Origin of the sequence: Corynebacterium sp. zg254, assembly GCF_024701495.1 — a bacterium.
GTDB classification, from domain to species: domain Bacteria; phylum Actinomycetota; class Actinomycetes; order Mycobacteriales; family Mycobacteriaceae; genus Corynebacterium; species Corynebacterium zhongnanshanii.
Genome location: NZ_WIAR01000003.1, coordinates 285,593 through 304,582, shown reverse-complemented (window position 1 = coordinate 304,582; position 18,990 = coordinate 285,593). Strand labels below are relative to the sequence as shown.

Here is an 18,990-nt window from a genome sequence, read left to right as displayed (position 1 = left end):
GTCGGTGGTTTTAGCGATGGGGTCACGCCCGGTCCCTTTCCGAACCCGGAAGCTAAGCCCGTCAGCGCCGATGGTACTGCACCTGGGAGGGTGTGGGAGAGTAGGTCACCGCCGGCTACAAAAATTTGATAATGGGGAAGGTGGGCGTTACCAATCACACGTTGTGACTGGTAACGCCCACCCTCCTTTTCGCTATGCGCGGATAACGTAGCGAAGGAGCACGGTCCCCTCGTTACCAACGAGATAATCTTTGTTTGCTCTCAGCGCGTTGTGTGGGTCCGTGGCACAACCATAGGATTAATTCGCTCTTTCGAGATTTTGTCCTGGGGAAATGCTCAAGAACCTCAACAAAGTCCTATGGTTGTGCCGCGTTTCAATTTTTTCTATGCAAGTTCGCCGCTAGACGGGTGTCTACGAACTCTTACTCTTGATTGTGGGCTTCTTGGATGCCCTTTCATTTAATTGCTTTAAGGCATTGGCCATAATTTTTTTGGTTGTTCTTGAAGTTGCTCTGGAGTGACGGCTTCCTCATCTCAATGATGTGAACCTTCTGGGCTCGCCTGTAAGGGGGTCGTCGAACTCCAAGATTTTAGCGACCAGTCCCAGCGGATGGTTGAAGTCTTCATCCTCGGCAAAGACCGGTCGCGGGAGTTCGCCGTTCGGCGTTGTGAGCGCCTTATCCGTTACCTCTGAATACAGCGGGTCATTAATAAGCGGCAGTCCCAAGGAGCGCAGCGCGACACGCAACTGGTGAGTCTTGCCCGTCAACGGCTTCAACGTCCACACCAAGACCTTGCGACACAACGGGGAACCGTCCGGCTGTCGCCCCACAACGCGCTCCTCCTCCTTTAACGCCGTCACCAGCGTGACGGCGTTGGGAGGTTCATCCGTCAAGAACGTGGATAAGCGACCCTGAATCTTGACCATGCAGTGCTCCAGACGCCACGGGTTCTCTTCCGTGGGAGGCTCCCACTGCGTCCAGTCGGAAAACTCCGGCAGGGGCGCATATGGCGCCCCGCCTACGAGTGGCGTGATTGCCTCATAGGTCTTCTGGGGGATCCTGCGATCAAACATCGTCTGATACGCACCACGCACAGCTCGAGACGCCGTGAACATCAACACCCCACTCGTGAGCCTGTCCAAGCGATGCGACGGAGACAGCTCCGGATTATTCAGCGCCACGCGCGCCTTCGTTAACGCGGTCTCGGTGATGTGCTGGCCGCGCGGCAGCGTCGCCAGAAACGGCGGCTTATCCACGACCACAATGTTGCTGTCCTGATGAAGGACCGTCAGTTCGCCGGGGACTGGTCGTTCGGGAGCTGGGCGTCGGTAAAAATTAATCCACGTCCCCGGCCGCAACAGGTCATCGGCGCCCAGCGGCACCCCCTTGTCCGTGACCACGGCACCGTGGGCAAAGCGCTCAGCCACGGCGGCCTCGTCATCCTCGGGGTGGCGATGGCGCTGGGAGGAGACCAGGCGCCACACAAAGTCCGACGCGCGCACCGAATCAGTCCAGGTCACAGGCACTTGCGCCCGAGTTGGGTTTAGACCCCTAATAATTGGTAAAGCCTGCGGCATTGTGCTACATTCCTCCCATGGATATCAACGCACTTATCGAGTCTATCTCCCACTTCTTCACCACCGACATCGGAGCCATCATCTGGCAGCTGCTGCGCGGAGTCTACGAATTCCTCTTCCCAGCCAACGCTGAAGCTGCTCACGACATCCCGCTGCCGATCCCTACCCCTCCTGGTGAGTAGGCAGCGGCCTCACTGCAGAGAGTAGGCTCGCGGCTAAAACGCCTCATTGTGAGGTAGTCCCGCGCCCGGCGGGTGGCATTGGGTAGCACTTCGCGCGATAATGGAAGTGCCCAATGGTTCAGCAACGAAAGGGAGCATCATGGCAGACGTAAAAGACATCGTCGTCGCAGTAGACGGTTCGGAGGCTAGCACGTCCGCCGTCGCGTGGGCTGCAAATTGTGCGTGGAAACGTGGCGAGCCACTGAAGTTGGTGTCCGCCTACACCATGCCGCAATTCATGTACGCAGACGGCATGGTTCCACCGCCAGAGCTCTACACAGAGCTGGAGAACGAAGCCAACGCCAAACTGGACGACGCGATCGAGGTTGTGAAGTCCGTCTCCACCGACATTCAGTACTCCACCGAAGTGCGAGAAGCTGCCCCGATCGACTTCTTGCTGAATCTCTCCGAGACCGCTGAGATGATCGTCATGGGATCCCGCGGCCTGGGTGGACTGTCCGGCCTGGTCATGGGATCCGTGTCCGCCGCGGTGGTCTCTCACGCATCGTGCCCCGTCGTGGTGGTCCGCAAGGACAACGAACTCACCGAGGCCAACAAGTACGGGCCTGTCGTGGTGGGCGTGGACGGATCCGACGTGTCCCGCCAGGCGCTGGCGATTGCCTTCAAGGAAGCCGACGCCCGAAAGACCACGTTGAGGGCGATCCACTCCTGGCAGGAGACCCAGGTGCACACCAGCTATGTGGGTGTGGTCGAGTCCCAGAGCAAGCTGGACAGTGTGATCAAGCAGCACCAGGACATGCTGTCCGAGGAGCTGGAAGGCCTGCTGAAGCAGTACCCGAATGTGGAAGTGGAAGAGATCGTGGAGCGCGAGCGCCCGATCCACGCCCTGAAGGAAGCTGCGACGGATGCGCAGCTGCTGATCACGGGCTCCCACGGTCGTGGAGGTTTCCGCGGCATGCTGTTGGGATCCACGTCCCGTGCGCTGCTGCAGTACTCTCCATGCCCCATGATGGTGGTGCGTCCGCAGAAGTAGCGTGCTCTACGTCACCCAGCCTTTGCTTGTGAAAGTGAAGGCTGGGTATTTTTGAGCTGTTACAATGGCCTGTGGAGAAATAGACGCACCGGTCGGTCTAGTTCACTCGCCGAGGAGCCGAAGGTTCCTCGATTACCTTAGTTTTCCTAGATAGGCAGTGCGAAGGAGGAAACTACCCTATGTCAGCACAGGACGATGCGACAGCACGATCCTCCGAGGGCGCTCGTGCCTCCGCTACGGGATCTGCCAAGGAGGCCTCCGAGGGTTCCGCGAAGGGTACTGCCAAGGCGGCCGGAAAGTCTCAGGCGAAGTCCGCGAAAACTGCGAAGACGTCTGTAAAGACGTCTACGAAGGCGCCTGCCAAGAAGTCTTCCCGCCGGAATCGTCCTGCCCCTCGCGAACGCCTCCTGGCTAGCGCCACCAATCTGTTCACCACGGAGGGCATCCGCGTGATTGGTATCGACCGCATCCTTCGTGACGCGGATGTGGCCAAGGCCAGCCTGTATTCGCTCTTCGGCTCGAAAGATAATCTGACGGTGGCGTACCTCCAGCGTCTGGACGAACAATGGCGTGCTGATTGGCATGAATTGGCTGACGAGCGCGATAAACCTGAGTCTAAAATTATAGCTTTTTTCGACCTGTGTATCCGCAACGAGCCGCATAATAGCTTCCGCGGATCACACTTTCAGAACGCAGCCAGTGAATATCCCCGCCCCGAGACCGATAGCGAGATCAATATTCGCCAGGCGGCTATGGAACATCGACGCTGGTGTCGCGATACCATGGCGGAATTATTAACAGAGCGTTTTGGTTATGCCTCCCGCTCCCTGGCCGATCAGCTAATGGTTTTCCTAGATGGCGGCTTGGCTGGCGCGAAAATGTCGCGCACGGTTGCTCCCCTGGAAACGGCGCGTGATCTGGCACGTCAAATGCTGCTCACCGTGCCGATGAGTAGCTACTCCATTTGAGGCTTTTCTTATCTTCTTTACTCTCGGTGAAGAGACCTGACGGCGCACATACCGAAGGACCCTTATGCTTACCCAAGCACGACGCTTGGGTAAGCATAAGGGTCCTTGTACTCGTTAGCGCATCACTGCCTAGCGCGCCGGACGGCGCCGGGGAGTGTATTTAGGAGTGTGCGGCGTCGTAACGCGCGACGATGTCAGCGGACAGGCGACCGCGAGCGGGAACCTGGATGCCGTTAGCGACGGCCCATGCACGGATTTCGCGGTTACGCTGTGGCTTGTTGCGGTTGGTGGCGCGACCACGGGTTGCAGGCTTCTTGCGTGCGACCTGGATGTATGGCTGCAGGACGTTTGCGAAGGTCTCTGCGTTTTCCTCGGAGAGGTCGATGATGTAGTCGTTTCCGCGGAAGGAGAATTCCACGACCTTTACTTCGCTCTCGCTGAGAGGGGAGTTGTCGAGGTCATCGAAGAACTGGGTGATTTCGCGGCGTGCCATAAAACTGCCTTCTTTCAGTTGGGGATTAGCTTAAGGGTGCATTGTACCAAATGACAAGTTAATGAAGTTGTGATTCACCTGGTACCGCTATTGGTATAGCTGCTAAGTACAGTTGAAAGTGTACCATCTGCATTATATTTTAGTGCAAATGTAAAAAATATTTCAAACTGGCTGCGGCAGGGGGCTTAACCGCGGGGACGCAGAGGCCTAAGTGCGGGGGCTTATAGGTGCGTCATGAGGGACAACTCCGCCGCTTCGATACCGGCGCATGGACTTGCCGATAAACATCTCTGCCTGGGGTTTTAACTTCCCATCAGGTCGCATGAAGATCCAATCAGCGTGAATGAACTGATCCGTCACCTGCAGGACGCAGTAGCCGTGGCGATCGAAGTCGAGATAGCGCACATGCCGGTTCACTGTTGTGAGCGCATTCTCAGCGGTGGCAGACAGAGGGTTCGCCTCCGGGAGCTTGAGGATGTCGTCGATATTGGAGGACGTGATGGATGGGCAGACGATCTCCACGGCGGGGGAACCAGAGCCGGGGTAGGTCGCGGCCTGGGTGGGAACGTCGCACGCCCACGACGAGTGAATGTCGCCCGTGAGCCACACCGTGTTCGTGATCTCCTTGTCATTGAGCAGGCCGATCATGCGGCGGCGCTCGGCGGCGAAGCCATCCCACTGGTCGAAGTTGTACGGCATTCCCTCCTCGGGAAGCCCCAGAAGCTGAGTGATGGCATAGGTGAGCTTGGGGTCCAGCGGCGGAATCAGCACGGGGCTGAACATCACTGAGTTGCCGATCAGGTTCCACGTGGCCCGAGACTCGGTGAGCCTGTCAGCGAGCCAGCCGAACTGCTCAGAGCCCATCATGGTTCGATCCTGTGCGTCCGTGGTTTTGGCGCTGAGGAACTTCGGAGGCTCATTGCGGTAGGTGCGCAGATCCAACATGTTCAGATCCACCAGCGTGCCGAAGTGCAAGTTGCGGTAGATGTGGCCGCCATCGCTGAAGGGGATCGCACGAATGGGCAGCCATTCCAAGTAGGCCTGGATAGCTGCATCCCGACGGGCCTGGAAGCTGCCTTCGTTGGGCTGGTGGTTCTCTGCGCCGCCGGCCCATTGGTCATTGGCTACCTCGTGGTCGTCCCAGGTCACAATCCACGGCAGTGCGGCGTGCGCGGCCTGGAGGTCCGGATCCGTGTGGTACTGGGCGTAGCGCTCGCGGTAATCCTGAAGGGAGACAATCTCATGAGCGGGAAGGTGCGGGCGGACGGTACCGGTCTTCCCGGTGTATTCCCCGACGGGGTACTCGTAGATGTAGTCACCGACGTGCAGGGCGTAGTCCACATCCGTGCGCCCAGCCAGGTCCCGGTAGACGTGGAAGTAGCCGGCCTCCCAGTTGGCGCAGCTCATCAACGCAAAGCGCAAGTCCTTCAGCTGCTGGTCGTGCGCAGGGGCCGTGCGGGTGGTACCGACGGGGGAGACCTGCCCGGACAGGGGGCCATCGGTGATGACGAAACGATAAAAGTATTGGGTATAGGGGTCTAAGTTTCCGGCCTCGGGCTTGACGGTCATGTCCCGCTGGGGGACAGCCGTCGTGGTGCCGGAGGACACGATGTCTGTAAAAGCGCGATCCTTGGCTACCTCCCAGCGCACAGGGGTGTCCACCCCGCTGTTGCGCCCGGCGTAGTCCTCCGGGTGAGAGGTGATGCGGGTCCACAGCAGCACGCTGGTGGGGAGGGGATCCCCAGAGGCCACGCCGTGTTGGAATGCTGAGTGTCGGGTGGCGTCGAAGCCGTGAGCCCCCATGCCGATCCCCGTACCCACCTCCGCGCCGGGCGCCGTGCCAGCGGCCGCGGCGGTAAGCCCTGCGGGAAGGGCGGCGCTGGCAGCAAAAGCTGCGGTCGCTATCGCGCCGGACTCCAGCATCCGGCGGCGGGTAATGGCGCGGCCACTGGTGTGTGCGCCGGCGCGGCCAGGCTCGCGCCTACGAGCGTGCGTGTCCTTGTGTTCATTCTCAGCCATAACACTCATACCATCAGAAATGCAGCCGCTTCGCAGCTTCTGGAGAGTGAACTTTCGGTGAACGCCGGCCCGCCTTAAGCCTGCGCGATCTCCGCTTCCACCAAATCCAGCTCACGGGACACCGAAGCCAAAACGGCCCGCGCCTGCTGGTCGCTCATATTCCGCGCGTTCTTCAGCGCATCCTCCAGCGTGTCCAAACGCTCGCTGACGTCCTTCGCGAAGCCGGAAGGCACGCCCTGCTTGATGGAGGACCGCGCCTGCTCGATACGCGCCTGGTGGGAGGCGGTGGAACCGCTAAAGCGGCTGACAGTGTCCGAGGACTGCGCCGCGCTGCTGACCGATCCGCCCAGTCCACCGTTTTGCAACTGGGTCAGAAGTCGGTAGCCCAGCGGAACCAGCACGGGTGCCAGGGTGCGTCCCGCCACCGCGTAGCGCACCACGGTCTTGGAGTTAAAACGTCCGGCCTTCGCGCGTTCTAGTGCTGCGCGTGCCATGTTTTCTTCGTGCTCGCGGCGCTCCTTGAGCTGCTTCGCGTCCAGCTTGCGCACCTGCTTGGCGGTCTTGCGCAAGTACTTTTCCTTGCGCTTTTCCATCTTCGCGTTGGCCTTTGCTTCTGCTAGCGCTTTCGCCTTGGCGGCACGATAGACAGCCTTCTTCTCCTGCCGGCGCTTGCGCAGTGTGCTCAACAGTCCCATGGTTCTCCGATAGTTGATCTACAGTGTCTTAACCCCAACAATGCTACCCCAAACACGTGAGGGTACGTGCGCTGTTGGCTACGTCTGCTCTTCGCCGCGGCTGTGCTATGACTACACTGTTATCTATTGTGAGTGCTCCACACGACCCCGCGCAGCCCATTACTCCCCGCGATGTGGTGGGCTGCCGTCACCGTACCGTGCTGACTCACGCGGCCGCGGCGGGGATCGTTGCCCCTGATCGCCGCACGGATTACTCGATCCACGTGGAGCGCTACACGCATCGTTTGTCTGTTTTACGACGCCAAGCGCAAATCTTTTCACTCCTCCCCTCAAAGCCACGGCGTGGTGATGCGGTGCGTCGCCTGACGCGCGTGGATATCAGCAACCAGGATTATGCCGAGGGGCTGTCGGTGGAGTGCACGCTGGAGGCCATGGCGGAGGGTACCCGTCTCATTACCAATGCGCACCTGGCCGAAGGTCCCCTGGACGTGCGTGTGGATCTGTTGGTGAGGGAGGATCAGGGCAGCGGGGTGGATGAGCACATGCGCTACATGCCCGTGATCTTCTCTGGGCATGCGGTGGCGAAGAAGGTCGCCAAGCGCTCACAGGCCAACTGCCGCGTGGTAGATGTCTCGGCTCTCGGTCTTGGAACTCCTTTGCCGGCGCCATGGCGGAGGAAGAATAACTCCGGGGATACCCAAACCGTCGCGATGGCGCACACCGTCCTGTCGGCCTGGGGATTCGCCAGCACGGAGGTAGGCTTCGTCTCCGCGGCCGGAGACGCAGCCTACCGCTGCTTCACCACCAGCGCGCAGCCCATGCTCGCCGGCCTCTACGCCGCCCTGAAAGAACCCCTGCCGATCCGGCCTACCCGCATCAAAGAATGCGCTACCTGCGACTTCCACAATCATTGCCGGATCCAACTACTCCAGCGCAACGACATCTCGCTGCTGCTGCCCGGAGCAAAATCCACACCGCTGCGTGAGCGGGGGATCGAGACGTTAGAGAAGTTGGCGTCGGAAAAAATGGGGGAAGTATCCCACCTTTCCGAAGCATGGATGCGCGGCGAGGCAGCCCTGCGGCGCCCCCTCAAGCGGTGGGTGACCGACCCGCAGCTGTGGGGCGGGCGCGCGTTCACGGTGGACACGCTCACACCCACCTTCAGCGGGGAGCTGGACTGGGTGGACGAAGTGGACGTGGACATGGAGGCACACCCGGAACGCGGCACCTTCCTGTGGGGGACGTTCGACGGCAGCCGCTACATCGCCTTTTCCGACTTCAGCGCCGGCGATGACGGGCAACACGTAGCTGAGTTCTGGCGGTGGCTGATGGGGCGCAAGACGGCGTCGGAGGAGCGCGGGCGGCACTTTCAGGCGTGGGTCTACGCAGCTCAGGGGGAGAATTACTGGCTGCGCTACTACGCGGATCACTATGGCGGGCGGAGCTATCCGACTGCGCAGGGGGACGTGGTGATGCCCACCCGCGCGGAGGTGGATGAGTTCCTAGCCTCCGAGAGCTGGTGCGACGTGTTCGAGATCGTGAAGCGTGCGCTGGCGGGGACCGGGTCGCTAGGGCTGAAGACCGTGTCACCGCTGGCAGGCTTCCACTTCAGCCAAGAAGGGGTGAACGGCAGGGCTGCTGTGACGCTGTTTGAACAGGCCGTGGGCTCCGCCGCGGGCGTGGCAGCGACGGCGCGGCGTACGCTGGAGCGCTATAACGCGGACGACTGCGTGGCCACCCGCCAGGTTCGGTACTGGCTGCGGCGGGGCGCGCCGGGAATGAGGTCGATGTGACGCGGCGTTGGAAGGACTGTGAGATGCAGTGGCAGGCGTAGTGTCTGGATGTCTGGCACACTGCCGCGCACGTTATTCAGCGCAACACTGTAAGGGACGAGAAGGAGTCACCACATGGCTAGCTTGATGGACAGATTCGCAGCGCTTAACTCGAAGGGGCCGTGGAGGGCGCCGCGCATGGGGAAGGAGAAAGCCCTGAAAGGGGGACGGCATCCGGTGTTGGATGTGACGGCGGGCTCGGGTTCCGCGGCGGGCTCCGGTTCGCCGGTGGCGCATGCGGTGCTGGGGACGCCCCTTGGCGGCGCGGAACAGTTCCGCGAGAGCTGCCCCGACGCGCAGGAGTTGATCCTCGGGGCCGGGTGCTTCTGGGGTGTGGAGCGCCTCTACTGGAGCATCGACGGCGTGCTGGGGACATCCGTGGGCTACGCCGGCGGGTGGACCGCCAACCCCACGTATCGCGAGGTCTGCACCGGCCGCACGGACCACGCCGAGGTAGTGCGCGTGGTGTTCAACCCCGCCACAGTGAGCGTGGAGGAGTTGCTGCAGGTCATGTTCGAAAACCACGACCCCACCCTGGGCGACCGTCAAGGTAACGACGTGGGCTCGCAGTATCGCTCCTGTGTGTTCGCATCCGACGACGCCCAGCTCGCACGCGTCGAAGCTGCCGTCCAGGCGTGGGCGCCACGGTTTGTAAAAGCTGGGCTGGGCGAGGTGACGACGGAAACATCTCTGATGAGTACTGCGGGCGACGGGCACTACTACCTGGCGGAGATAGAGCACCAGCAGTATCTGCACAAGAACCCCGGTGGCTACTGCAACCATGGGCCGAACGGGGTGAGCTGTCCGACGGGGGTTCTCTAAGATCGCGCTACTCTAACATTTTTAGAGTAGTTTAGAGCTGTTGTAGAGTAGCTCTTCACGGGCAGCTCGATTGTGCACTTGACCTGGTCTTATGTGAGTTTAGAGTAAGGTGCGAGAGCTTTAGAGCTGCTTTAGAGTAGGTTTAGAGCTGTTTTAGAGTACGTGAGAGCTGTGTGAGAGTCGCTTTAGGATTCCGCCAGCGCTGCATCCAAAGCCGGCCCCAGCGCCTCCAGCAGCTGATCCGTTTCCTCCTCAGTAGTGCAGGACACTCGGACCCCATCGCCCGCAAAACAACGGGCCACCACGTGACGGCTCTTCAGCTCCTCATCTAGTCGCTGTGCCTTATCTCCCACGGCCAGCCAGACGAAATTAGCCTGCGACGGCACCGTCTCAACATCGTCGCGAGACTCCAGAAACTCCAACACGCGAGCCCGTTGCTGCACGGTCTCCTCGACGCGCTGCAACAATTCCTTTTGAGCACTGGGCTCGATAGCTGCCAAACCAGCAGCCTGAGCCAAGGAATTCACGCCGAAAGGAATGCCCACTTTATTTACCGCCTCCACGAACTCTTTGTGGCCCAACAAATAGCCCAAACGGAGGCCTGCCAGGCCATATGCCTTAGACATGGTTCTGACAATTGCTAAATTGGGGTATCGGGAAAGAAGGCCGGCGGCGTCGAATGTAATATCAGACGGCGAGCGATCATATTCCGTGTACGCCTCATCCAGCACGACCTGCACAGACCCCGGAATGCGTTGCATAAATTTCTCAAACTCCTGGGCGGTCACCGTCGTGCCCGTCGGGTTATTCGGATTGCACACCAGAATCAACTTCGTGCGCTCGTTCACCGCATCCGACATTGCCCCTAAATCATGCCGTAAATCCGACGCCAACGGCACCGCAACCGGCTCCGCCCCAGCCACACGAACCAAAATCGGATACGCCTCAAAACTCCGCCAGGCAAAAATTACTTCATCGCCCGCGGAACACGTGGCCTGGATGGTCTGCAAACACAGGGCAGATGAGCCATTGCCCACCGCAACATTGTCCACAGTCGCAGGGGTCTCGAGGTTATGAGCCGTGCTAAACCACTCGGCAATCGCAGAACGAATCTGCACAGAACTCATATCCGGATACCTATTCACGCCCTGAGCGGCCTCAGCAATCGCCCGAGAAATCGACGGCAACGGAGGCAACGACGACTCATTCGACGCAAGTTTCAACGCCCCCGGAAGAGAAGTCCCAGGAACATAAGCGGGTAAAAGCGAAAGGTCAGGGCGAATCATGCACATAATCCTAACCCCCACAAGAAGTGATTTGGGATAGAGGGCAGGCCGCGTGTAGGCTAAACCTGATTGTTCGCAGGCATGCGGTCACCGGCTGCGTGCGCATGGGCAATCAAGGAGATGTGCCAGAGTGGCCGAATGGGGCTCCCTGCTAAGGAGTTGTCTCGCAAGGGACCGCAGGTTCAAATCCTGTCATCTCCGCAACTTCGATGGGTCGTGGCAACCCAGAGCTGCCTAAGCTGCCCGAATACTTGTGGTGAAGTTCGGGACACACAGCTGCGGACAGTGTTGTGGGGCGTGTGGTGCGCCTGTGGTGGTCCGCCAGGAATGTGCTCGGGACGGCCAGGACCCATCGGAGTTAACTAAATAAGCGCCCGTAGCTCAACGGATAGAGCATCTGACTACGGATCAGAAGGTTGGGGGTTCGAATCCCTCCGGGCGCACGAATGGAAAATCCCGAGCTGCCGATTGTTGGCGGCTTGGGATTTGTCGTTGTGTGGGGGTTGAGGTGCTGTGTGGCGGGGTGGGGGATGCTGTGTGGTGCTGAAGTGCGCGGGTACATGGAAGGCGTGGTGCGGGGTGGTGGACAAAACACCATTTTATGAGGCGATTTTGATCAAACGGGTGTTGTTGTGTAGAGTTATTCCTCGTTGCAGAACAGCATCTCAGCTGGAAAGCGATGATGCGCCCGTAGCTCAACGGATAGAGCATCTGACTACGGATCAGAAGGTTGGGGGTTCGAATCCCTCCGGGCGCACCATAGAAAACCTCGGGTCACCATGAAGAATGGTGGCCCGAGATTTTTTGTTGTGCGGGGTGCCCTGACGATCTGGGTAGATCTGAGGCGGAGGCATGGGCAGCACACTGCCCCAAATTGTTCGACCAAAACGCCAGATTTGGGGCGAAATCTGGCGTTTTGGTCGAACAATTTGTGAGGGGTTGGGGGAAGTGTTTGGAGAACTCCCTAAGGCTCTGCTAAAGTGTTCGCTTGTTGCATAAGCAACCCGATTAGTGCGATCACAACAGCGGAAACGTCGACGTGAAACACTATGAAGGGACGTGGCTCAATTGGTAGAGCAGCGGTCTCCAAAACCGCAGGTTGCAGGTTCGAGTCCTGTCGTCCCTGCACGAACCATTAACTGTCGAAGGGAAGCCCTACAGTGAGTGAAACCCCCAACACTCCCACCGCTGACGGCGGAAACCTTCGTCCTACGGGTAAGCGTCAGCGTGCTGGAGAAGCTACCACCGCCCGCGCAACCTCCGCACAAAAGGCACCGGAAGTTGTGGAAACTCGCCGGAACCCTTTCTCTGCGATCGTGGATTTCCTCCGCGGCGTGGTTTCCGAAATGGGCAAGGTCATCTGGCCAACCGGGCGCGAAATGGTGAACTACACCATCATCGTTCTCCTGTTCCTGGTCTTCACCACCGCTCTGGTGGGAGGCGTGGACTGGGTGTCTAACTTTGCTCTCCAGAAGATCTTCCACTAAACTGAGCTCCAGAAACTTTAAGCGAACCGCCTCCGTCCATGTGACGAGGGCGGATTTTTAATAGCTAATTGCCCTAGAAAGGTGCAGTGTTATGAGTGAAGAGCAGAACGTAGAAGTTACCGCTGAGTCCCTGGCGAATGAGGCTCAGGAGAAGATCCAGGAAGTGGTTGCGGCTGAGCAGGCAGCGGCTGCTGCGCAGTCTGCGACCGAGAGCGGTGCGGCTGAGACTGATGCCACTGAGGGGGCTGACGCTGAAGGTGTCGTAGCCGAGGAGTCTGCAGAAGATGCCAGTGCTGACGCTTCAGCAGAAGAAGCCGCGGAAGGCGCGCCTGAGGGTGCTGCTGCAGAAGGTGCCGCTGAATCTGCTGACAACACCCCAGAGCCCACCGATGCCGCCATGGAGGCCTACAAGACCCGCCTCCGTGAGTTCATGCGCGCTCTCAAGAAGCTCCCCGGCCAGTGGTACATCATCCAGTGCTACTCCGGCTACGAAAACAAGGTGAAGACCAACCTGGAGATGCGCGCCCAGACCTTGGGCGTGGACGACCAGATCCACGAGGTGGTCGTGCCCATCGAGGAGATCACCGAGCTGAAGGACGGTAAGCGCAAGCAGGTTAAGCGCAAGCTTCTCCCTGGCTACGTGCTGGTTCGCATGGACCTCGAGGATGCCTCCTGGTCCGTGGTCCGCGATACCCCTGGCGTGACCTCCTTCGTGGGTAACGAGGGCAAGCCCACCCCCGTGAAGATCCGTGAGGTGGCGAAGTTCCTGCTGCCACCGGAGACCGCAACGCCTCAGGCTCCCGAGGGCGAGGAGCAGGTCGCCACCGGCGTGGATGTCTCCACGACGGGTGTGGCGACGGCGCCAAAGCCGGCGTCTGCCGCTGTGGAGGTGGACTACGAGGTGGGCGAATCCGTCACCATCCTGTCCGGCCCGTTTGCATCCGTATCCGCCACGATCTCCGAGATCGACACGGAGAACAACCGCCTGCGCGCGATGGTGTCCATCTTCGGCCGTGAAACTCCCGTTGATCTGGAATTTGATCAGGTCGAGAAGCTGAACTAAAGTTAGTGAGGTTGTCCACCATTGATTACTGTGGTGGGCTCCGCACGACAATCATCATCCGGTGGCTGGTGAAATTCCGGCATCCGGTCGGGCGCACCCTCGCGTCCCGGTAACAGAAAGAGAACTACTTATGGCTAAGAAGAAAAAGGTCACTGGCCTCATCAAGCTGCAGATCCAGGCAGGTCAGGCAACCCCTGCTCCTCCAGTGGGTCCAGCTCTGGGTGCTCACGGCGTGAACATCGTTGAGTTCACCAAGGCATACAACGCTGCAACTGAGTCCCAGCGCGGCAACATTGTTCCTGTTGAGATCACCGTCTACGAAGACCGTTCCTTCGACTTCAAGCTGAAGACCCCACCTGCGGCTAAGCTGCTGCTGAAGGCTGCTGGCCTGCAGAAGGGCTCCGGCGTTCCTCACACCCAGAAGGTCGGTTCCGTGACCTGGGATCAGTGCAAGGAGATCGCTGAGACCAAGAAGGAAGACCTCAACGCCAACGACATCGAAAACGGTGCACGCATCATCGCCGGTACCGCCCGCTCCATGGGTATTACCGTCGAGGGCGCTCCTGAGGCCTAGTAGGTAACCTCCATCATTCCGCGCCGCAACGTGGAATGAGATGACCGACGCCGAGCGCGCTGGGCGTCGGGGGATATATGTGGAAGGGGCGGCTCGTCCCACGCGACCACGACTTCCGTAACAACTGATTTGGGAGAATCACATGAGCAAGAATTCTAAGGCATACAAGGCGGCAGCCGAGAAGATCGACGCTGGCCGCATCTACCGCCCACTCGAGGCTGCGAAGCTGGTGAAGGAGACCTCCTCCAAGAACTTCGACGCCACCGTGGACGTTGCAATCCGCCTGGGCGTTGACCCACGCAAGGCTGACCAGCTGGTGCGCGGCACCGTATCCCTGCCACACGGCACGGGTAAGGAAGTCCGCGTGGTTGTGTTCGCCGAGGGACCAAACGCTACCGCCGCTGAGGAAGCAGGCGCTGACGTTGTGGGCACCGAGGAACTGATCGAGCGCATCACCGGTGGCTGGACCGATTTCGACGCTGCCATCGCCACCCCAGACCAGATGGCCAAGGTGGGCCGTGTGGCTCGCGTGCTGGGTCCTCGTGGTCTGATGCCAAACCCTAAGACCGGCACCGTGACCACCGATGTGGCTAAGGCAGTGTCCGAGATCAAGGGCGGTAAGATTTCCTTCCGCGTGGACAAGGCCTCCAACCTGCACGCTGTGATCGGTAAGGCTTCCTTCGACGCAGAAAAGCTGGCCGAGAACTATGGCGCGCTGATCGAGGAGCTGCTGCGTCTGAAGCCATCCTCCGCAAAGGGCAAGTACCTGAAGAAGATCACCCTGGCTTCCACCTCCGGCCCTGGTATCCCAGTGGACACCAGCGTTCTGAAGAACTACGCCGAAGAGGCTTAAGAGCTTAAGGCTTGAGGGGTTCGACCAGCTGGTGCAATCTGCTGGTTGGGCCCCGCATTATCCCGCAACCCATGCTGGCGCTGACGCGCCGGCGTTGTCACAGCGTTGAAGCGCTGGGGTTGCGGGTTTTTGCGTTTGGGCTAGGCGGTGTGCGCACTCCGGACAGCGCGAGCCTGAACGGCAGCCAGCGCCGTGGCGCTGAGCAACAGGGTGCAGAGCCAGGCGATGAGGACCGCCCAGCCGCGCTCGAAGAACCACCCCGAGACCCAGCCCATGAGAGAACTGCCGAGGTAGTACATCAATACATAGGAGCTGGACGCTTCGGAACGGTGCTCCTGGGCCGCAGCCGCCACCCACGTGGAGCACGCAGAATGAGCCACGAAGAACATCGCGGTGAACAGCAGCGCGCCAGTTAGGGTGCTGGCGAGATTCGGCGCGAGCATGATGAGTGCTCCCAGCAGCATGAGCGCCACCGAGCCCACGAGGACTCGGCCGCGCCCGAAGCGCATCATGAACGCTCCCGTGCGCGCGGACGACCACGTTCCCGAGAGGTAGAGCACGAACGTGGCCGCAGCCAAGGACGCGGGGAGCCCAAAGCTGCCCATGAGCCTAAAGCCCAGGTAGTTATACAGGGAGACGAAGGACCCCATGGTGAGAAAGGGTATGAGGAACAGGCGCACCATCATGGGGTTCGTCCAGTGGCTCAGCATGGCTGTGAGCTCGCCGGAAAAGCTCAGCGGCTTGGCGGTGAAATAGCGTTGCCGTGGAAGCAGGAGCGCCATGAGCACTGCCATACTGAAGGCGAAGAGCGCGCTGGCGGCCAGGGACCACTGCCAGGAGGTGAAGTCCACAGCGATACCGGGGATCAGGCGGCCGACCAGGCCACCCAGCGTGGTGCCGGAGATATACAGACCCATCACCTTGGGAAGGTACTGCCGGTGGATCTCCTCGGCCAAGTAGGCCATGATGATCGCCGGCACACCGGCCACGGCAATGCCTTGGAGGAAGCGCAGCAGAATCAGCCCGTGGATGGAGGGGGAGAAGGGGAGCAGGAAGCTCACCAGCGTGGCAGCCAGCGCCGAGATGCACAGTACTTTCCGCCGGCTGAAGCGTTCCGAGAGAGCACCGAGCGGCACGATAGCCAGCGCTAGTGCGCCCGTGGTCGCAGAGACCGTGAGGGCCGTGGTGGTGGGCGAGGTGTGGAAATAGTCGCCGAGTGCTGGCAGCACTGCCTGGGTGGCGTAGAGAGCGTTGAAGCTGGCAAGGCCCGCGCACAGTGCGGCGATGAGGGCGCGCCGGTAGGCCGGGTCCTGGGGTGTGAGGCCTGAGTGAGGTTCTGATGCCATTGGCAATGGGCAGGATCCTTTCTGGATAGTTCTACTTGGGAGGGTGAGGAAGAAACTCGACGGGCTGGCTTCCCGTGAGGAGGATCAGGGTAGCTTGGGCAGGCTCCTGTGCCCGGAGAGAATGGATTTGTCCCGCGGCAACGTGGATCGCCGAACCCTGCGACAGGGTCACGGTGTGCGAGCTGTCTGTGTCCTGCTGTGGCGAGTTCGGAGCCTCGGTGCTAGATGCTCCGACGGTGAACTCGATGGAGCCCTCCTGGCCAAGAACCACGATCGGGGCGGGAGCCTGGTGGTCTGCCATCACATCACCCGCCCGGAAGGTGAGGCGGATAATACGTGCTCCGTCGAGGTCGGCCACCTTCTTCACCGTGGGAACGGCGCGCCCTTCACCCTCGGGGTGGGAGTGTTCTCCACGAAGATCGGTGATGTAGGTGAAGTTGTCCTGAATGCTCATACCCTTCATTGTAGGTCTGGGCACCGTTGTTGCCGATTAGCTGGAGACGCCGCCGATCACACCGAAGTCCTTCCTCCATGCCACTACCGTGGACGGGCGCGGAGTGGAGTCTCCACCATCGGGCCAGTGAGAGACCGGCTGTTCCACGGTGGCGTTATCGTCCTCACCAGGGTGCTGCACGTTCACCACCACGCGTTTGTCGAACACCAGCGGCCCGCACGTTTCCGCCCCTGCAGGAACTGTGAGGAACTGCTTGGTAAAGCCACGGGCCTCGCCCTCTAGTGCCACGGCGAACAAGCCGTCGTTGGAACCCAGAGCATTACCGTCCGTTGAGATCCACAGGTTGCCAAAGGAATCGAACGTGAGGTTATCCGGGCAGGAGATAGGGGACACCCGCGATTTATCGAACCCACCGAAATACGTCTCCGCCTCCTGGGGATCGCCACACACCAACAACAGGTTCCACGTGAAGGACTCACCGGTGTGGTCATCATCAATCTCCAGCACCATGCCGTTCTTGTTTTCCTTGATGGGGGCGTACTCCCGCGCACCCTCAAACGGAACACCCGACGCGGTCTTGTCCGCGCCACCTGCAACGCCGCGGTACTTATTGTTCGTCAGTGCCGCATACACCTTCCCGGTGGTGGGGTGCGGCTCCACATCCTCTGGACGGTCCATCTTCGTGGCTCCCACGACGTCTCCAGCCTCGCGGGTGAACACCGCCACTTCCTCAGCGTTCATCCCCGGCACATGCGAGGTAGCGGTGCCATCGGCCTGAACGGTCAGCAGTGGGATCCAGCGCCCCGTGCCATCGAACGCCCCGTCGTCGGGGAGGGTGCCCTCGGTGAAATCGGGAGAATTGCCCTGAAAGTCAGCCACGTACAGGGTGCCTTCGTCCAAGATCTTCATATTCTCGGCGCGATCCTGGTCCGAACGGCCGGAGCGCATTGTCCGCGAGGAGACGAACTTATACAGGTACTCAAAGCGGGAATCATCGCCGGAGTACGCCACCACAGTCCCATCGTGAGTGACGTGAATGTTCGCGCCCTCATGCTTAAACCGACCCAACGCCGTGTGCTTCACCGGAGTGGACGTGGGATCCCACGGATCGACCTCCACAACGTAGTTGAAACGGTGCGGCTCGTGGGGTTCCTTGCGCACATCCCATCGCGGATCGAAGCGCTCCCACTTCCGCTGCGTCTGTGGATCCTCAATACCGTAGCGCTTAAAGCGCTTCCGGGCGCGGGAATCCTTCACCTCGGCACCACCGGCGAAATACTGATCGATATTCTCCTCGCCGGACAGCACCGTTCCCCACGGGGTGAGGCCTCCGGAGCAATTATTCAGCGTCCCCAACACTCGTGTGCCCGTAGGGTCGGTTGTCGTTTTCGCCAGCTCAGAGCCAGCCACAGGACCGCGCAGTGCAAACTCGGTTGTGGTGGTAATGCGCCGGTTGTAAGGGCCCATCACTGGCTTCAGGGAACCATCCTTGGCATTTCCCTCCACCTCCACGATGGTCATTCCGTGGCTGGCGAGCTCAATTCTGTACTGCTCTTCCGTGGGATGATCTTCCTGATATCCGGGGAACATCTGGTGAGGCGTGGTGTATTCGTGATTGGACACCAACAGAAAGCGATTCTTCTTCCCCCTAATGGGAAGCAGTGCGGCATAATCGCAGTTAAATCCGAATTGCTTTTCGGCCGCCTCCGGGGACTGCCGATCCACAGCCCACCCCTCGCCGCCGGGAAGGACGGCATCGCCCCAGCGGATCACCACGGCAGACTCGTACCCATCGGGCACCACCACCGCGTCCTCGGTGTTAGGCGCCACCATCTCGAAGTTCAGACCAGGGACCGGGGACTCTCCACCGGCAGCATCAGCTGCCCCACCAGTAGACCCGTCGGGAGTCTGCGCCCCAGACTGCGCCGAATCGGAACACGCCGCCAGCATGGACGCCCCACCCACCGTCACCAACGCCGCGCTTCCGGCGCGCAGCGCAGCACGGCGGGAAAAATTCGCCTGAAGAATATCGCCGAAATACGCGTTGTTGGAAGTATTCGCCACCTCTTTAGAACACGCATCCCCGCACTTATACAGGCACGTCCGGTGGGAACGGCTGGAGGTGAAATCTAACGCGGACAGGAGGTTACGGCCGATCAATGCCATGGATAATGCCTTCGTCTCTTCTTGTGTAGTCAGTTGTGCTCGTCGTGCACACTAGAGGCTAAGAGACAAAGGTAGAGAGGCGCTTAATACGCGTTAAAATTTTGTTGAATGAGGGTGAACAGTAATTAACGCGCGCAGG

The 18,990-nt window shown here is 60.2% G+C and carries 17 protein-coding genes, 4 tRNA genes and 1 rRNA gene; 14 read left to right on the top strand and 8 right to left on the bottom strand.

Features of this window, described 5'->3' with window-relative positions; all coding sequences use genetic code 11:
- Positions 1-117, top strand: a 5S ribosomal RNA gene (rrf, locus tag GC425_RS08900).
- Positions 118-528: 411 nt separating this feature from the next.
- Here rrf and GC425_RS08895 read toward each other — a convergent pair.
- Positions 529-1,521 carry a pseudouridine synthase gene (locus GC425_RS08895; protein ID WP_231699789.1) on the bottom strand — a complete coding sequence of 331 codons (993 nt, stop codon included), beginning with the start codon at positions 1,519-1,521 and terminating at the stop codon, positions 529-531.
- A gap of 74 nt (positions 1,522-1,595) precedes the next feature.
- Here GC425_RS08895 and GC425_RS08890 point away from each other — a divergent pair, with 74 nt between their 5' ends.
- The 3 genes from GC425_RS08890 to GC425_RS08880 all read left to right on the top strand — a co-directional run bounded on the left by GC425_RS08890 (position 1,596) and on the right by GC425_RS08880 (position 3,761).
- Positions 1,596-1,760: a hypothetical protein gene (locus tag GC425_RS08890; RefSeq protein ID WP_192930430.1), complete on the top strand. Its 165-nt coding sequence runs from the start codon at positions 1,596-1,598 to the stop codon at positions 1,758-1,760.
- A gap of 139 nt (positions 1,761-1,899) precedes the next feature.
- The gene (locus GC425_RS08885; protein WP_151842689.1) at positions 1,900-2,793 is read left to right on the top strand and encodes a universal stress protein; all 894 of its coding nucleotides are present in this window, start codon (positions 1,900-1,902) and stop codon (positions 2,791-2,793) included.
- Between the two features lie 179 nt (positions 2,794-2,972).
- Entirely contained in the window at positions 2,973-3,761 is a 789-nt protein-coding gene (locus GC425_RS08880; protein WP_151844756.1) for a TetR/AcrR family transcriptional regulator, read from the top strand.
- Positions 3,762-3,921: 160 nt separating this feature from the next.
- On the opposite strand, the gene GC425_RS08875 is transcribed toward GC425_RS08880, so the two are convergent.
- From GC425_RS08875 to GC425_RS08865, 3 genes are all read right to left on the bottom strand, one after another.
- Positions 3,922-4,254, bottom strand: a complete 333-nt coding sequence (locus GC425_RS08875; protein ID WP_151844755.1) for an Lsr2 family protein — start codon at positions 4,252-4,254, stop codon at positions 3,922-3,924.
- A gap of 207 nt (positions 4,255-4,461) precedes the next feature.
- The gene (locus tag GC425_RS08870) at positions 4,462-6,273 is read right to left on the bottom strand and encodes an alkaline phosphatase (RefSeq protein WP_151844754.1); all 1,812 of its coding nucleotides are present in this window, start codon (positions 6,271-6,273) and stop codon (positions 4,462-4,464) included.
- Positions 6,274-6,347: 74 nt separating this feature from the next.
- A complete protein-coding gene (locus GC425_RS08865) occupies positions 6,348-6,968 on the bottom strand; it encodes a DUF6474 family protein (protein ID WP_151842686.1) in 621 nt (206 codons plus the stop codon).
- Between the two features lie 128 nt (positions 6,969-7,096).
- Here GC425_RS08865 and GC425_RS08860 point away from each other — a divergent pair, with 128 nt between their 5' ends.
- Together GC425_RS08860 and msrA are read left to right on the top strand one after the other, a co-directional pair.
- The gene (locus tag GC425_RS08860) at positions 7,097-8,761 is read left to right on the top strand and encodes a ribonuclease H-like domain-containing protein (protein WP_308240245.1); all 1,665 of its coding nucleotides are present in this window, start codon (positions 7,097-7,099) and stop codon (positions 8,759-8,761) included.
- Between the two features lie 126 nt (positions 8,762-8,887).
- Positions 8,888-9,622 carry a peptide-methionine (S)-S-oxide reductase MsrA gene (msrA, locus tag GC425_RS08855; protein ID WP_225723553.1) on the top strand — a complete coding sequence of 245 codons (735 nt, stop codon included), beginning with the start codon at positions 8,888-8,890 and terminating at the stop codon, positions 9,620-9,622.
- Between the two features lie 185 nt (positions 9,623-9,807).
- Here the strand turns inward: msrA and hisC are convergent, their stop codons facing one another.
- Positions 9,808-10,908, bottom strand: coding sequence for a histidinol-phosphate transaminase (gene hisC, locus GC425_RS08850; protein ID WP_151844752.1), 1,101 nt, complete (start codon positions 10,906-10,908; stop codon positions 9,808-9,810).
- A gap of 116 nt (positions 10,909-11,024) precedes the next feature.
- Here hisC and GC425_RS08845 point away from each other — a divergent pair.
- The 8 genes from GC425_RS08845 (at position 11,025) to rplA (ending at position 14,885) form a co-directional block, all read left to right on the top strand.
- Positions 11,025-11,109: transfer RNA gene (locus tag GC425_RS08845), tRNA-Ser, on the top strand.
- Between the two features lie 169 nt (positions 11,110-11,278).
- Positions 11,279-11,351 (top strand) — tRNA-Arg (locus GC425_RS08840).
- Positions 11,352-11,592: 241 nt separating this feature from the next.
- Positions 11,593-11,668, top strand: a tRNA-Arg gene (locus GC425_RS08835).
- Between the two features lie 293 nt (positions 11,669-11,961).
- Positions 11,962-12,034, top strand: a tRNA-Trp gene (locus tag GC425_RS08830).
- 34 nt (positions 12,035-12,068) lie between these two features.
- The gene (gene secE, locus GC425_RS08825; RefSeq protein WP_151844751.1) at positions 12,069-12,395 is read left to right on the top strand and encodes a preprotein translocase subunit SecE; all 327 of its coding nucleotides are present in this window, start codon (positions 12,069-12,071) and stop codon (positions 12,393-12,395) included.
- A 91-nt stretch (positions 12,396-12,486) separates the two neighbouring features.
- Positions 12,487-13,458, top strand: coding sequence for a transcription termination/antitermination protein NusG (gene nusG / locus GC425_RS08820; protein WP_151844750.1), 972 nt, complete (start codon positions 12,487-12,489; stop codon positions 13,456-13,458).
- Between the two features lie 130 nt (positions 13,459-13,588).
- Positions 13,589-14,032: a 50S ribosomal protein L11 gene (gene rplK, locus GC425_RS08815; RefSeq protein ID WP_151842680.1), complete on the top strand. Its 444-nt coding sequence runs from the start codon at positions 13,589-13,591 to the stop codon at positions 14,030-14,032.
- 142 nt (positions 14,033-14,174) lie between these two features.
- Positions 14,175-14,885 carry a 50S ribosomal protein L1 gene (rplA, locus tag GC425_RS08810; RefSeq protein ID WP_151842679.1) on the top strand — a complete coding sequence of 237 codons (711 nt, stop codon included), beginning with the start codon at positions 14,175-14,177 and terminating at the stop codon, positions 14,883-14,885.
- Between the two features lie 140 nt (positions 14,886-15,025).
- On the opposite strand, the gene GC425_RS08805 is transcribed toward rplA, so the two are convergent.
- From GC425_RS08805 to GC425_RS08795, 3 genes are read right to left on the bottom strand one after another with little or no spacing between them, the layout of a single operon-like run.
- Positions 15,026-16,231 carry an MFS transporter gene (locus GC425_RS08805; protein ID WP_151844749.1) on the bottom strand — a complete coding sequence of 402 codons (1,206 nt, stop codon included), beginning with the start codon at positions 16,229-16,231 and terminating at the stop codon, positions 15,026-15,028.
- A 31-nt stretch (positions 16,232-16,262) separates the two neighbouring features.
- A complete protein-coding gene (locus GC425_RS08800; protein ID WP_231699788.1) occupies positions 16,263-16,685 on the bottom strand; it encodes a hypothetical protein in 423 nt (140 codons plus the stop codon).
- 36 nt (positions 16,686-16,721) lie between these two features.
- The gene (locus GC425_RS08795) at positions 16,722-18,851 is read right to left on the bottom strand and encodes a PhoX family phosphatase (protein WP_151844747.1); all 2,130 of its coding nucleotides are present in this window, start codon (positions 18,849-18,851) and stop codon (positions 16,722-16,724) included.
- Positions 18,852-18,990 lie beyond the last annotated feature (139 nt).

Excerpts from the sequence above, each read along its gene's own strand:
- hisC (WP_151844752.1), bottom strand. The coding sequence starts at position 10,908 with ATGATTCGCCCTGACCTTTCGCTTTTACCCGCTTATGTTCCTGGGACT.
- GC425_RS08800 (WP_231699788.1), bottom strand. The coding sequence starts at position 16,685 with ATGAGCATTCAGGACAACTTCACCTACATCACCGATCTTCGTGGAGAA.
- GC425_RS08805 (WP_151844749.1), bottom strand. The coding sequence starts at position 16,231 with ATGGCATCAGAACCTCACTCAGGCCTCACACCCCAGGACCCGGCCTAC.
- GC425_RS08795 (WP_151844747.1), bottom strand. The coding sequence starts at position 18,851 with ATGGCATTGATCGGCCGTAACCTCCTGTCCGCGTTAGATTTCACCTCC.
- GC425_RS08880 (WP_151844756.1), top strand. The coding sequence starts at position 2,973 with ATGTCAGCACAGGACGATGCGACAGCACGATCCTCCGAGGGCGCTCGT.
- rplA (WP_151842679.1), top strand. The coding sequence starts at position 14,175 with ATGAGCAAGAATTCTAAGGCATACAAGGCGGCAGCCGAGAAGATCGAC.
- GC425_RS08890 (WP_192930430.1), top strand. The coding sequence starts at position 1,596 with ATGGATATCAACGCACTTATCGAGTCTATCTCCCACTTCTTCACCACC.
- nusG (WP_151844750.1), top strand. The coding sequence starts at position 12,487 with ATGAGTGAAGAGCAGAACGTAGAAGTTACCGCTGAGTCCCTGGCGAAT.
- GC425_RS08885 (WP_151842689.1), top strand. The coding sequence starts at position 1,900 with ATGGCAGACGTAAAAGACATCGTCGTCGCAGTAGACGGTTCGGAGGCT.
- GC425_RS08875 (WP_151844755.1), bottom strand. The coding sequence starts at position 4,254 with ATGGCACGCCGCGAAATCACCCAGTTCTTCGATGACCTCGACAACTCC.
- rplK (WP_151842680.1), top strand. The coding sequence starts at position 13,589 with ATGGCTAAGAAGAAAAAGGTCACTGGCCTCATCAAGCTGCAGATCCAG.
- GC425_RS08865 (WP_151842686.1), bottom strand. The coding sequence starts at position 6,968 with ATGGGACTGTTGAGCACACTGCGCAAGCGCCGGCAGGAGAAGAAGGCT.
- msrA (WP_225723553.1), top strand. The coding sequence starts at position 8,888 with ATGGACAGATTCGCAGCGCTTAACTCGAAGGGGCCGTGGAGGGCGCCG.
- GC425_RS08870 (WP_151844754.1), bottom strand. The coding sequence starts at position 6,273 with ATGGCTGAGAATGAACACAAGGACACGCACGCTCGTAGGCGCGAGCCT.